The organism is Streptomyces sp. NPDC046759 (assembly GCF_040645475.1).
In the GTDB taxonomy this organism is placed as follows: Bacteria; Actinomycetota; Actinomycetes; order Streptomycetales; family Streptomycetaceae; genus Streptomyces.
Genome location: NZ_JBEYYJ010000009.1, coordinates 121,054 through 133,779, shown reverse-complemented (window position 1 = coordinate 133,779; position 12,726 = coordinate 121,054). Strand labels below are relative to the sequence as shown.

Annotated in this window: 12 protein-coding genes and 3 pseudogenes; 8 read left to right on the top strand and 7 right to left on the bottom strand. The window is 72.8% G+C overall.

Features of this window, described 5'->3' with window-relative positions; translation table 11 throughout:
* Nucleotides 1–21: 21 nt before the first annotated feature.
* Together ABZ919_RS15010 and ABZ919_RS15005 are read left to right on the top strand one after the other, a co-directional pair.
* Nucleotides 22–294: pseudogene (locus ABZ919_RS15010) on the top strand (DUF6214 family protein); the annotation flags it as partial.
* 276 nt (nucleotides 295–570) lie between these two features.
* Nucleotides 571–783 (top strand): annotated as a pseudogene (locus ABZ919_RS15005) (DUF6214 family protein); the annotation flags it as partial.
* Nucleotides 784–812: 29 nt separating this feature from the next.
* Here ABZ919_RS15005 and ABZ919_RS15000 read toward each other — a convergent pair.
* The 4 genes from ABZ919_RS15000 to ABZ919_RS14985 all read right to left on the bottom strand — a co-directional run bounded on the left by ABZ919_RS15000 (nucleotide 813) and on the right by ABZ919_RS14985 (nucleotide 4,570).
* Nucleotides 813–1,481, bottom strand: a complete 669-nt coding sequence (locus tag ABZ919_RS15000) for a helix-turn-helix domain-containing protein (protein WP_361247438.1) — start codon at nucleotides 1,479–1,481, stop codon at nucleotides 813–815.
* 324 nt (nucleotides 1,482–1,805) lie between these two features.
* Complete coding sequence (locus tag ABZ919_RS14995; RefSeq protein WP_361247436.1) at nucleotides 1,806–2,495, bottom strand: HAD-IA family hydrolase; 690 nt, start codon at nucleotides 2,493–2,495, stop codon at nucleotides 1,806–1,808.
* A gap of 470 nt (nucleotides 2,496–2,965) precedes the next feature.
* The gene (locus ABZ919_RS14990) at nucleotides 2,966–3,901 is read right to left on the bottom strand and encodes a M56 family metallopeptidase (protein WP_361247434.1); all 936 of its coding nucleotides are present in this window, start codon (nucleotides 3,899–3,901) and stop codon (nucleotides 2,966–2,968) included.
* An 87-nt stretch (nucleotides 3,902–3,988) separates the two neighbouring features.
* The gene (locus tag ABZ919_RS14985; RefSeq protein ID WP_361247432.1) at nucleotides 3,989–4,570 is read right to left on the bottom strand and encodes a DUF5134 domain-containing protein; all 582 of its coding nucleotides are present in this window, start codon (nucleotides 4,568–4,570) and stop codon (nucleotides 3,989–3,991) included.
* A 176-nt stretch (nucleotides 4,571–4,746) separates the two neighbouring features.
* Here ABZ919_RS14985 and ABZ919_RS14980 point away from each other — a divergent pair, with 176 nt between their 5' ends.
* The 3 genes from ABZ919_RS14980 to ABZ919_RS14970 all read left to right on the top strand — a co-directional run bounded on the left by ABZ919_RS14980 (nucleotide 4,747) and on the right by ABZ919_RS14970 (nucleotide 7,682).
* Nucleotides 4,747–6,417 carry an FUSC family protein gene (locus tag ABZ919_RS14980; RefSeq protein ID WP_361247430.1) on the top strand — a complete coding sequence of 557 codons (1,671 nt, stop codon included), beginning with the start codon at nucleotides 4,747–4,749 and terminating at the stop codon, nucleotides 6,415–6,417.
* A gap of 515 nt (nucleotides 6,418–6,932) precedes the next feature.
* Nucleotides 6,933–7,496, top strand: coding sequence for a MarR family transcriptional regulator (locus ABZ919_RS14975; RefSeq protein WP_361247619.1), 564 nt, complete (start codon nucleotides 6,933–6,935; stop codon nucleotides 7,494–7,496).
* 60 nt (nucleotides 7,497–7,556) lie between these two features.
* Nucleotides 7,557–7,682: a hypothetical protein gene (locus ABZ919_RS14970; protein WP_361247428.1), complete on the top strand. Its 126-nt coding sequence runs from the start codon at nucleotides 7,557–7,559 to the stop codon at nucleotides 7,680–7,682.
* Nucleotides 7,683–7,700: 18 nt separating this feature from the next.
* Here ABZ919_RS14970 and ABZ919_RS14965 read toward each other — a convergent pair whose 3' ends face one another.
* Nucleotides 7,701–8,399, bottom strand: a complete 699-nt coding sequence (locus tag ABZ919_RS14965; RefSeq protein ID WP_361247425.1) for an SDR family oxidoreductase — start codon at nucleotides 8,397–8,399, stop codon at nucleotides 7,701–7,703.
* Nucleotides 8,400–8,560: 161 nt separating this feature from the next.
* Between ABZ919_RS14965 and ABZ919_RS14960 the strand changes: the two are divergent.
* A pseudogene (locus tag ABZ919_RS14960) lies at nucleotides 8,561–8,842 on the top strand (transposase); the annotation flags it as partial.
* 349 nt (nucleotides 8,843–9,191) lie between these two features.
* Here ABZ919_RS14960 and ABZ919_RS14955 read toward each other — a convergent pair.
* Complete coding sequence (locus ABZ919_RS14955; RefSeq protein ID WP_361247422.1) at nucleotides 9,192–9,584, bottom strand: VOC family protein; 393 nt, start codon at nucleotides 9,582–9,584, stop codon at nucleotides 9,192–9,194.
* A gap of 70 nt (nucleotides 9,585–9,654) precedes the next feature.
* Here ABZ919_RS14955 and ABZ919_RS14950 point away from each other — a divergent pair, with 70 nt between their 5' ends.
* Nucleotides 9,655–10,194, top strand: coding sequence for a GNAT family N-acetyltransferase (locus ABZ919_RS14950; RefSeq protein WP_361247419.1), 540 nt, complete (start codon nucleotides 9,655–9,657; stop codon nucleotides 10,192–10,194).
* 17 nt (nucleotides 10,195–10,211) lie between these two features.
* On the opposite strand, the gene ABZ919_RS14945 is transcribed toward ABZ919_RS14950, so the two are convergent.
* Complete coding sequence (locus tag ABZ919_RS14945) at nucleotides 10,212–10,895, bottom strand: glycerophosphodiester phosphodiesterase family protein (RefSeq protein ID WP_361247416.1); 684 nt, start codon at nucleotides 10,893–10,895, stop codon at nucleotides 10,212–10,214.
* A gap of 390 nt (nucleotides 10,896–11,285) precedes the next feature.
* Here ABZ919_RS14945 and ABZ919_RS14940 point away from each other — a divergent pair, with 390 nt between their 5' ends.
* On the top strand, nucleotides 11,286–12,683 hold the full coding sequence (locus ABZ919_RS14940; RefSeq protein ID WP_361247413.1) for a DUF6421 family protein: 1,398 nt from the start codon (nucleotides 11,286–11,288) through the stop codon (nucleotides 12,681–12,683).
* Nucleotides 12,684–12,726 lie beyond the last annotated feature (43 nt).

Here is a 12,726-nt window from a genome sequence, read left to right as displayed (position 1 = left end):
CGGGACGCGGAGGACGGCGCGGTGTCCGTGTGGCCCGCGTGGGAGGTGCGGGAGCCCGGGGACGCCACGTCCTGGTTCCATGTCCGGTTGGCCTTTCCCGACGGCGCCTGCGTCGACGCGCTGGCCGTCGTGCACCGGGGTTGCGTCTCCATCGAGGACGTCCGGGCCCAGCCGGCCCTCTCCCTCGCCGATCTGACGGTCCTCGCGGACTGGATCGAGGGCCCGCTCTTCTCGTCGTGCGGGGTGGAGCGGCCGGCCCGGGGCGACGCCGCACAGCAGCCGCAGGCGCGGCGGGAACCGGAAGGCGACGCAGAGCGCGAGGAAGAGGGAGGTGACGAAGGAGGGGGTGAGGGAGGGGAGGGCCGGGACGGGCCACGGGAGGTCCCGGAGGACGTACAGCAAGCGCCGGAAGGGGAGTGGCCCCAGGAAGGCCTACGGGAGGAGGGGGACGGGGAGTGGGCCCAGGAAGGCGTACGGGAGGAGCGGGGCGGGGAGTGGGTCCAGGAAGGCGTACGGGAGGCGCGGGACGGGGAACGGGAAGTGCAGGACGGCGTGGAAGGAGTGCTCGGTTCGGGACCGCGGCGCGCCCGTCCGGTCTGGCCGCGCGGCATCGAGGGGCGCCGGCTCGTCGCGCGGGAGTACCGCGCCGCACAGGAGGCCGGCGCCGACCCGGTGCTCGCCGTGATGAGCGCGACCGGACACAGCCGGCGCCGCTCCCTCAGACTGATCGCCCAGGCGCGGGACGCCGGTTTCCTGGCACCCCGTCACGCACGCCGCGACTGAGGCCGGTTGCCCGGCAGCCCGCGCACATCTCAGGGACTGCTCAGGCGCTCGTCGGTGGCGAAGAACCGCGACAGATCCTGCTCCCGCGCCTCCTTGCCCGTCTCGGTCTCCGGCGGCACGCCCGACTCCCAGTCGAGTCCGTACCGCTGGAACAGCTCCGCCCGCAGCGCCGGAACGGCCATCGGCACCCCCGGCACCAGCGCCGCGTACACCGCACCCATCAGCAGGGCCCGCAGCATCGGATAGTCGGCAATGACGTTCTCCGAGCCGTACCGGGCCACGGTGTCGCCGAGCAGTTCCGACAGCCGGCGCTGTTCCGGGCACTGCACGAAGCCCTCCGCCTGCAGCAGCCCCGCCATGTGCTGCCGCATCAGCACCGGCCGGTCGCGCGCCAGGCCCAGGATCGCGTCGATGGCCCGGGCCAGCCGCTCCCGGCCGTCCTCGGTGGGCGGTTCGCGCTCCAGTGCCTCCTCCAGCGTGCGGTGCATCAGCCGGTGCACGGCGGACTGCACCAACTGGCGCTTGCCGGGGAAGTAGTACGACACCAGTCCGCGCGCCGATCCGGCCCGGTCCGCGATGTCGCCCAGGGTGGCGGCCTCGAACCCGCGCTCGTCGACCAGTTCCACCGCGGCCTGCAGCAACCGCTCCCGGGAACGCCGCCGCAACTCTTCATTGACCGAGGCGCTGCGCGGGGACATCCTGTAACTCCTGCGTTGACTGGCTGCCAGCCAACTATACTCAACGCGACGGGCACCGCTCTGCGCGGGTTGCCCAGCCCAGGGCTGCCGCCCGCCTGGGGCGACGCGGGGGATCGTCTCAGGCGGACGGCGCGGGCGGCGAACCTTTCTCAGCGGTCCTGTCCGCGTTCTCGACGGCGTGTTCCCGGTGCCGTCCGCCGCTGTCCGCACTTCTCGGCGGCGTCTTCCGGGTGCTGTGCGCCCTCGTCGGTGGCGTGCTCGCGGCGCTGTCGGCGCGGGCCGGCCGGTTCGCGGCCCGGCCGCCGACGGGCTGCCGACAAGGGGTCAGCCCACCAGATCCAGCACCGGCAGCAGCGCGTCGGGCCGGTCCGTCACCGGCAGGTGGTCGACGAAGTGCACCCGGCAACCCAGCGCGGCCGCGCCACCGTCCGCCTCCTTGCTGTCGCCCACCATCACCACCTCCCGCGGATCGGCGCCCAGCGCCGCGCAGGCGACCGAGAACAGCCTCGGGTCCGGCTTCTGCACGCCGTGCTCGTACGACAGGACGTACGCGTCCACATACCGGTCGAGTCCGTGCTCGCGGAACACCGGGCGCAGATCCCAGCCGATGTTGCTGACCACGCCCACCCCGATCCCGCGCTCGCGCAGCGTGCGCAGCACCTCGGCGGCGTCCGGGTACGGGGCCCAGGCGACCGGCGTCATGTGCCGTTCGTACAGCGCGTCGTGCAGCCCCGGGTCGGGCAGCGGCACGCGCCGGGACAGGCCCGTGTAGGCCGCCCGGTGCAACTCCGCGCTCTCGTCCCGCACCGCCCACGCCCCGGCCAGGTCCGCCGGCAGCTCCACCGGCTGCGCACCGCCCGCCAGTGCTCCCGCCTCCTCCAAGGCCCTTGCGGCCGCCTTCAGTTCCGGTTCGGGCAGGGCGTGCCCCGTCTCGGCCAGCACCGCACGCAGCCAGGATTCGGTGGACTCGACGCGGAAGAGCGTCCCGGAGAAGTCGAACAGCACGGCAGTCATGCGGCCGACCCTATCGAGGTCGGCGCCACGCGGTGGCGGCGTGAAGGGGCCGCCCGCCGTTCGTCTGCGCCCTGCCGCCGTGGCTGCCGTACCACTTCGGTGCGGGCCACGCCCGGTGGGGCGACCAGGGGAGCCGGCGCGGGGCGCCCGGACAGGAAGGCGGCGTGGTGGCCGGAGTCGACGGGGGCCGGCCGGAACCGGCGGGGCCGGCCGCCGGCGCTCTTCACCGCCTGCCGCACGACGGCCGCCAGGGCCACCGTGACCGCCGGCCACCACGCCGGCCCTGAGGCGCCGTAGCGCCACGGGGTGTGGGAGTGGGCGCCGTCCGCGGTGAGCAGCGGGTGCCGGGCGGGCTCGGGGCGCGGCGGTGCTGCGGTGCATGCCGTGGTCCGTGCGGTCGGTCGGCCGGGAGGCGCATCCGGCCGAGCCGTGCGGCGTCCCGTGGGCCGTCACCCGGCGGCCGTCGATGGTCAGCCGAGCGCCCGCAGGCCCGGAACCAGGGCCACCAGCAGGGGGATCACCGGCACCAGCGCCGCCACCGCCGTCAGGCGCAGGCGGCGCAGCGCGGGGAGCCGGTCCGGGGGAGTCAGCAGCCGGTGCACGCGCTGTGGCACATGGGCCTGCGGGGTGGGGCAGGGGCCGAACACGCCCCGCTCCTCATTGAGTTCGACCAGGGCGAGCGCGGTCGTCAGGCGGCCGAAGCGGCGGGAAGCCATGTCGTCGGCAGCCAGTTCGACCAGCCGGTGCATCTCGTCGCGGAACGCGGCGAACACCGGTACCTGCGGGAACCCGGTCGCGAGCGCCGCCGAGCAGTGCAGCAGCCAGTCGTGCCGGGCCTGTGCGTGGCCCTGCTCATGGGCGAGGAGCGCGTCCAGTTGACGCCCTTTCAGGCGGCGCAGTGCAGCCGTCGTGATGACCAGCAGGGGCGCGGCACCGGGCAGCCACCAGGCGTCCGGACGCTCGGCCTCCAGCACCACCAGCCGCCCGCTTGTGGGCCTTTCTCCCGGCAACAGCGGGGCGCTCACCGCGAGTTCACCCCGTCGCGCACGACGCCGGGCGCGGGCCCGGACGACTTCGCGCACCAGCATCGCCAGGCTCCACAGGCCGCCGGAGGCGAGCAGAACGGCGGTCGGCGCCGCCCAGGGGCCGGCCGTGCCGAGGGCGTACGCGTCCACGACCGCGCGCGGGGCCTGCGCGAACACATGCCCGCGCACCGCCAGCCAGGCCGCCGACGCGCTGAGCGTCATCGACAGGGCGCAGCACAGCAGGACGGCCGTCACGACGCACTGCCACACCCAGAGGGCGACGACAGGTTCGCGGTCCGGCCACTCGGCCCGGGCGAGCAGCCGCGGGGCGACCACGGAGGTCAGGGCGCCGAGCAGCAGCAGGGTCACGGGGACCATCATGAGCAGCACCCTATGAGCGCCAGGGTGCTCAGGGGTACGGCCCGCGTCACCGAAGTGACGCAGACAACGCACCCGCCTGGGTCCTGCTCACATGGTCAGCAGCATGGCGAGCATGCCGATCCCCATCGACAGCCGGCAGGCCCGCGCCAGCTCCGGCCGGTCGCCCCAACGGACCGAGCCGGCGGCGACCCCGGCCCCAGCCCCGGCCCCGGCTCCGGACGCCGCGACGGCGGCCGGCAGCAGACGGGCGCCGGCGCGCAGCACGTAGCCCGCGAAGTACAGCAGCAGCGCACCGGTCAGCAACGGCAGCCCGGCGCCGCCGTGCTCATGGTGCGCGCCGGGCGGGGTCGCGGCCATCGCCACCGCCATGTAGACCATCGCGGACGTGCCCACCAGATGGTGGAGGTGGTTGGGGGTGACGCGTGCGGCCCACAGCGCGCGCAGCGCCGCCGCGCCGAACACGGCCGCGTACACCGGCCACGCCCACTGCGGCGGCGTGAACACCGCCGCCGGTACGGCCATCACGGCCATGCCGAAGCCCATCAGTGCCTCGCCGCCCGCGGCCCGGCGCTGCTCCTCAACGGCGCTGCGCATCCGCAGCAGGCAATAGGCCCCGGTCGCCGCGCACAGGGCGACCAGCAGCCACGCCGCCGACACCGGTCCGTGCACGCGTACCTCCCCGTTCGACGGTCGGTCGAAGGATGCGATGCCCGCGTCATGCGGAGCGCACGCGAGCGCAAGGGTGTACACGGGGAGCATTCGGTGGAGCACGGCACGTGAACGCGCCCTCGGGTGGAGTGAGCCTGGAGAAAATTTACAAGTAAAACACATGCTAAATTGGTGGTATGAGCAGTGCGATCCCCCACCGACTTCCCCTTGCCGGAGTGCTCCGCCTCGGGCGGCCCTCCGACATCTGGTTCAAGCCCGCGCTGAGCGTGGTCGCCGCGGTCGCCCCGCCCAACCTGATCCTGCTGTCGCTCGGCCGCCTCGACCTGGCGATGTACACGATGGCGGGGTCGCTGTGCGCGCTGTACGGCCACAGCCGGCCCTACGTCGCCCGCGCCCGCGTCCTGGCCTGGGTGGTGCTCGGCATGGTCGCGGGACTCGCCCTGTCCCTGCTCGCCGCGTCGCTCACCGGCGACGCCGTCCTCCTGGTCACCGTCGGCGCCGTCATGGCGGCCGTCCAGAAGACCCTGAGCGACGCCACCCGGCTCGGGCCGCCCGCGAACGTGGTCCTGACCTTCATCAGCTCCGCCTCACTGTTCGTCCCGCAGACCCTCGGCCAGGTGCCGGGTCACGTCGGGCTGGCCCTGGCGGCCGGTGTCTGGGCCTGGCTGGTCGGCATGGCGCCCGGACTGCTCCGCCCGCACGGCCCGGAGCGCCGCGCCACCGCCCAGGCCCTGGCCGCGGCCGCCGCGTACGCCGACACCCGCGGCACCGCCGACGGTCACGTCCGGGCGCGTGCCGCGAGCGCCGCCGCGATCCACGCCGCCTGGCAGTCGCTGCTCGCCGCCGGCTCCCGCCCCGACCGCACCCGCCAGGGCCTCGAACGGCTCCTGGTCCGCGCCGAGGTCGCCCTCGCCGCCCCCGCCGACGCCGACCCGGCACGGCTGCGAGCCTGGGCCCGCGAACTGCGCGGCACCGGGCGGATACCGCCCGTCGGATCCACGCCCGAGTCGGCCGACGAACTCCTCGGTGTGGACGTCGAACTCGCCCTGCCGGCACGGCCGTTGCGCCACCGCCTGACCGCCCTCGCGCCGATCGCCGCGCGCACCGCGATCGGCTGCGCCCTCGCCGGTTACGCCTCCCTCGCGTTCGGGGTGGGCCGCCCGTACTGGGCGCTCGTCACCGCGGCCTCCCTCTACCAGGCCAACGTCACTCTCACCTGGAGCCGTGGCATCCAGCGTGTCGTCGGCAACCTGCTCGGTGTCCTGCTCTTCGCCGCCCTCGCCCCGCTCACCCATCTCCATCCGGTCGCGCTCGTGTTGTGCACCGTCGCCCTCAACTTCGGCGCCGAGGCGCTGATCGGCCGCAACTACTGGCTCGGCACCGTCTGCGTCACCCCGATGGCGCTGCTCATCACCGAGGTCGCCCGCGCCCAGAACCCCGCCGAGCTGATCACCGAGCGGGTCGCCGACACCCTCGTCGGCGCCCTGGTCGGCTTCGTCGCGGCCGTCGCCGTCACCAACCGGCGCGCGGGGGACCGTCTCGAACAGGCGCTGACCGCCGCGGAACGCGCCCGCGAGAACGCCGCCCGGCTGCTGGCCGAGCCGCACCCGGCGCCCCGCGCCCTGGAAGCCGCCCGCCGCACCCTCGCCGCCGCCCTGGTCGACCTGCGCGTCACGGCCGACGCCGCGTCCGGGGAGTGGTGGCAGCGCGCCCTGCCCGAGGAGCGGGTCGTCCTCACCGAGCAGTCCGGACACCGTACGCTCGCGGCGACGGTACGCGCCCTGGGCTTCGTGCCGCAGCACCAGAACCAGGAGCCGGGCAGGACGACGGAGGACATACGGCCATGACGGCGACGAACGGCGGACACGCGCGGGCGGACGACTCGGCCGGCGCGGGCCGCGCGAGCGGCCACGGGCCTGCCGGCGCGGAACCGGCGGACGGCCGCGGTCCCGTCGGCCCACGACCCGACGGAGAGACGCCGGAGGGCGGCCTGCGCCCGGAGAGCAGCGACACCACGCCCGGCGCGGGAGCGCGGCACAGCGACTCTCCCGCGCCCCCGGCCCCGAGCACCGGCACCGCGATCAACCCTGGCGTGCGGCCACCCGAACCGCCCGCCGCCCCGGACACCGGCGGCCGGCCCGCGGCCGGTCCGCGAGTGCGGCGCGGTGGTTCGTCGGCACCCGGGGCCACTGCGGGTGGTCAGGAGGGCGGATCGCGGCCAGGCGGGGGCACCGGCGGCCGGGCCGCGGCCGATCCGGGCACGGCGCGCGTCGGCTCGACGACGCGCAGCCGGGATGTGGGTCCGCCCGAGGGCGAATCCCGTCCCGGCCCGGACACCGGTGGCCCGGCTGGGGCCGATCCCATCGACCCCGGGCCGCCGGAGGACGGATCCGAGACCCGGCCGGACTCCGACTCCGCCGCGCGGCACGACACCGTCGCCGCCGTCGTCCGGCAGTGGCGGGCCGTGCACCCCGGGCTGGACACCGGACCGATGGAGGTCATCGGCCGGATCAACCGCTGTGCCGCGCTGCTCCAGCAGGCGGAGGACGCGCCGTTGCGCCGGGCCGGGCTCAGCCGTCCCGAGTTCGATCTGCTGGGTGCTCTGCGCCGTACCGGCCATGAGCTGACGCCGGGAGAACTGGCCCGGGAGACCTTCTCCTCGGGGGCCGCCGTCACCAAGCGGCTCAAGCAGCTGACCGAACGGGGACTGGTCGAGCGGCGTGGCGACACCCGTGACCGCCGCGTCGCCCACCTCCGCCTCACCGACGCCGGCCGTGACCTCGTCGACGGCATCCTCCCGGAGCAACTCGCCTACGAGAGCGCCGTACTGTCCGTTCTGGCCTCCGAGGGGCAGGGCGAACTCGCCGGTCTGCTCGCCGAGTTGCTCGGTCGCCTGGAAGGCCGCATGGGCGCGCTGCGGGCCTAGGGGTTGTCCGGTCGATCACGTAAGTCGCTAAGCTGCCACTTCTTCTCGAAGGAGGCGGTGATGGCACCCGAAACCGCCGTCGCACTGGTGCAGAAGATCACGGACGGGGATTACGTCGTCGATGCCGAGGCCAGCGGCATATTTGAGGCGCTTGACCGGGCCCTTGCCCCTCCCAGCGGAATGTGAGCGACTTGATCTTCTGCCTCAGCCAACCTGCCCCGTCGGCCGCATCGTGATGTGGTTGATGTCCACGCCCGCTGGCTGGTTGACGGCGAACACGATCGTGTCCGCGATCTGCTCGGCGGTCATCGTGGCGGCTGCCTCGGGGGTGCCGCCGCGGGCGTGCCAGAAGGGGGTGTCCACGACGCCGGGGGCGACAACGGTGACGCCGACTCCGTCCTGGCCGACCAGGAGGCGGGTGTTCTCGGCGAGGGCGTGGGCGGCCCACTTGGTGACGGAGTAGAGGTTGCCGGGGGTGTGGCGGACGCCGGCGACCGAGCCGATGATCACGATTCGGCCCTTGGAGGTCCTCAGGTGGGGCAGGGTCTCCTGGATCAGCAGGGCGGGGCCCAGGACGTTGGTGAGGATCATGGCGCGCATGTCCTCAGGGGCGTGGGTCTCCAGGTTGCCGGGCAGGGAGAAACCAGCGTTGGCTATGACGTTGTCCAGCTGGCCCCAGGTGTCCAGCACATGGCGGACGGCAGCGGCGACGTCATCCGCTTCGCCGGCGTCGCCGCTGATCGTCAGCAGCCGCTCGCCCGCCCCCGCGGTGGTGGCGAAGGCGGCCAGCTTGCCCGCGTCGCGTCCGGTGACGGCCACGCGGTGGCCCTGCTTGAGCAGGGCGCGGGCGGTGGCGGCGCCGATTCCGGTCGAGCCACCGGTGATCAGCGTGACGGGGTCCATGGGACGGCCTCCTCGGCGACGGAGTCATCGGGGCAAAGCGCCTGCACTATACCCAGCGATCTTCGACGCTCGCTCCTGGCCTTCTCCGACGGCTCTGCTCCCTGACTGTGGATCAGGAGTTAGGCAGTGCCCTGCCGATCAGTTGAGTCGTTGATAGGACTGTGGGACATAGGGGTGATCCGACTGACGCCCAGTTGAAGCGACTTGAGCTGCTCCTGCCGGTGAGCAGCCGACGCTGTGGCCGATGGCGGGACCATCGGCAGGTAATCAACGGAGTGCTGTACCGGATCCGGACAGGCGTGCAGTGGCGCGATCTGCCGGAACGCTACGGTCCGTGGAAGACGGTGCACGAGCGGCATCGCCGCTGGCCAGCGGACGGCACCTGGGAGTTGCTCCTCCAGCGCGTCCAGGCCGAGGCTGACGCGGCCGGCGACATCGACTGGGCCGCGCGCAGGTCCCGGCGGCGGTGCGACAGGGCGGACCATGCTCTCCTCGCTCCGCCTCAGCGGCAGGCCGAGGCCCGGACCTAGCCGCTCGGCATCCGCAGCCGCATGCGCGCGGCCGGAGCCGGGCCCACGGACAGGCCGGGTGCGCCCGGACCTCGTCGCCGGATCGCGCCGTCGGGCCGTGCGCCGTCGGGCCGTGCGCCGTCGGGCCCGTGCGCCGTCGGGCCCGTGCGGCGGCGGCCCTGTCCGGCGCAGGCCTCTCCCGCACCGTCGTCGTCCGGTCCCCGCTCGTCCGCCGCGAGGCGGCGTCGACCGGAGCCGACCGGAGCCGAAAGGGACGAGGCCCCTAGATGCCCGGCCGGTAGCGCAGCGGATGGTCCGCCGGGACCTCCACCAGTGCGATGCGGATGCCGTCCGGGTCGGCGATCCACATCTCGACCAGACCCCACGGCTCTTTGACCGGCGGCCGGAGGATGTCCACTCCCGCGGCCCGCAGCTCCTCGTGCGCGGCCGTCACGTCGTCGACCTGCAGCCACAGGCGGATCGCGAGCGACGGCGGTGTCTCGGACCTCCCGGAGACCTCCAGGAAGCCGCCGCCGAGGAAGTACACCGTCCCGCGTTCGGGCCCCGTACCGAACTCGCGGTAGACGGACAGCCCCAGCCGCTCGCCGTAGAAGGCCCGGGAGCGCTCGGGGTCGGTGGGGGTGAGCAGCGTCCGGCTGCTGAGTACGTGCACCATGCAGGCGGAGCCTAGCGGCAGGGTTACCCTCGACCCTGGCTCAGCCACGCCCGAGATCGGAGAGCGCTTCATGGAAACCCCCGCCACCGGCCCCACCTTCCGCGCAGCCACCGACGCCGATGTCGACGAGCTGGTCGCGCTGATCGAGTCGGCGTACCGCGGGGAGGCCAGCCGGGCCGGCTGGACCACCGAGGCGGACATCCTGGAGGGCCGGCGGACGGATCCCGAGGGTGTGCTGGAGGTGATCAAGTCGCCCGACAGCCGGCTGCTGACCGTCGAGCGGGACGGCCGGATCATCGCCTGCTGCCAGCTCGAACACCGTGGCGACCACGCCTACTTCGGCATGTTCGCGGTCAGCCCCACGCTGCAGGGAGCGGGCCTGGGCAAGACGGTGATGGCGGAGGCCGAGCGGCAGGTCCGCGAGACGTGGGGCGTCACCGAGATGCACATGACCGTGATCTCCGTCCGGGACGACCTGATCGCCTGGTACGAGCGCCGCGGCTACCGCCGTACGGGAAAGATGTCGCCCTTCCCGTACGGCGACGAGCGCTTCGGCATCCCGCAGCGCGACGACCTGCAGTTCGAGCTGCTGGTCAAGAAGCTCGCATGACCATGTGCGCGTGACCCCTACGCGGTGAAGCGCCCCGTGCGCTTGATCTCCGGAAAGTCGGTCGTGGCGCCGTCCAGCTCCAGGGCGCGCACCAGCCGCAGATGATCCTGGGTGTTGACGACCCAGCCGATGATCCGCAGCCCGGACTTGCGCGCGTGCTCCACCACCTCCAGGGTGAGCCGGCGGATGTTGAGGGAGACGGTCGCCGCGCCCACGGCCACCGCCCGCTCCACCACGTCGGTGCCGTAGCGACTGGCGACCAGCACGGTACGCACGCCCGGGACCAGCCGGGCGATCTCGGCGATCGCCTCGTCGTGGAAGGAGGACACCTCCACGCGCCCGACCAGGTCGCGCTCGTGCATCACCGCCGCGAGCGCCCGGGCTGCCGCGACGTCCTTGATCTCGGCCTGCAGCGGCGTGTGCACCGCGACCACGACCTCCTCGAACACCGGTACCCGCTCCCCGTGCCCCGCGTCCAGGGCGCGCAGCTCGGCGAGCGTCTTGTCGGCGATCGGCCCGGTGCCGTCGGTCGTGCGGTCCACCTCCGCGTCGTGCATGACGACGAGGGCGCCGTCCTTGCTCAGATGCAGATCGAGTTCGATGACGTCGAGGCCGGCGTCCTGCGCGGCGACGAAGGAACGAACGGTGTTCTCGGGCTCGACACCCATGACCCCGCGGTGACCGATGGTAAGGAAGTTCAAGGTTCGACTCCGTTCCGTCGACGGCGGCTCGGCGCGCGCGGAACGGGCGGACGCCGTCGTCCGCGCGGGCAGAGTCGCAGCCTAACGGCCGGGCCCCGCGATGAACCCGCACGTGCATGAGGCATCCGGGTGCGTGGCGGCCGTCAGCTGGCCGGTATCCGCCCCCGCGCTCACCCTCCCGTGGGCGCGTCTCCGCACTCTTGACCGCGCGGCGTCCACGCGCGAGCAGGGGCCATCCCCGGCGAAAGTGAGCGTCGTCACGGTTTACAGCAGGAAAAACATCGGTGACCAAGGGGTCGGACGGAATATTTTCCCGAGGACCCTCTTGCTGGCTGAAACGGGGTATGCATACGGTGTCCTTACGCGAGCTTCTCCCGTGGAGGATGGGACATGACGGAAATTCTTGTGCAGGCGGGTGTGGAGGAGCAGATTCCTTCGTCGACCAGGGTGATTGAGCACCCGGCCTGGCCCGTGCTCAAGGATGCCGTGGAGCAGATCCGGCCATGGCAGTCCAAGGACGGATCGATCGACTTCGAGGCCGAGGGTGCCCCGGCCAGGACCGACGCGGAGGCCGCCGTGCGGCGTGTCGTCGACGCGGTCGAGGAGCTGTCCCCGCTGCTCCCGCACGACGATGCCTACCACCAGGCCCTGGTGAAGGACCTGCACCGCTGGGCCGAGGGTGGCTTCCAGGTGCCCGACTTCCTGGACTCCCTGCTGGCCTTCCAGCCCGCCGCGAACCGCGCGGACGGTCTGCAGCACCTGGTCGTCTTCCCGATGTACACGCAGAACGGCAACCCCGACCGCAACCTGGAGGCGGTCGTGCTGCGCATGGTCTGGCCCGAGTGGCTGGCCGAGCTGGAGCGCACCCGCTACGACAACCCGCTGTTCTGCGGCATCACCTTCGAGGACTTCACCTCCGGCTACGACACCAACTCGGCCGTCCTCTTCCCGGAGACCATTGCCGTCCGTCAGGCGCCGGAACGTTTCTCCTGGGGTGGCATCTTCTGCGACCGCGAGGCCGCCCGCTTCCGCCGGGTCACCGAGGCCGCCGTCGACATCCTGGGCCTTCAGCTGCCCGAGGACATCGCCGCGATGGTCCACGACCAGAAGCGCTGCGAAGAGGCCTTCGTGCTCTGGGACATGGTCCACGACCGCACCCACAGCCACGGTGACCTGCCGTTCGACCCGTTCATGATCAAGCAGCGTCAGCCGTTCTGGATGTACGGCCTGGAGGAGCTGCGCTGCGACCTCACCGCCTTCAAGGAGGCCGTGAAGCTCCAGGCCGACGGCGTCCCGCAGGCCCGTGACGTGCAGTACGCGGTGCTCTTCGACCGGATGTTCCGCTTCCCGGTCACCGGCGACCGCAACCGCAACTACGACGGCCTCGGCGGCCAGCTGCTCTTCGCCTACCTGCACAAGCACGACGTCGTCCGCTGGACCGACAACAAGCTCTCCATCGACTGGGAACGCGCCCCGCAGGTCACCAACGAGCTGTGCGCCGAGATCGAGAAGCTCTACAAGGACGGCATCGACCGCCCGAAGCTGGTGCACTGGTTCGCCGGCTACGAGCTGGTCTCCGCCTACCTCGCCCCGCACCCCGGCTCCCGGTGGGCCAAGGGCCCGGACGCCCTGGACCTGACCCAGCCGCCGCGCAAGCTCGTGGACGACGTGCTTCCGGACGAGTTTCCGCTGAGCATGTTCTACGAGGCCCTGTCCAAGAAGCTGAAGAATGTGATCGCTTCCACCAAGGGCATCACGGCGGACAGCGCCGAGCCGGTCGCCGCGTGAGCGGCCGCCTCATCCGGAACACTGCTGAAGAGGGGAACATCAT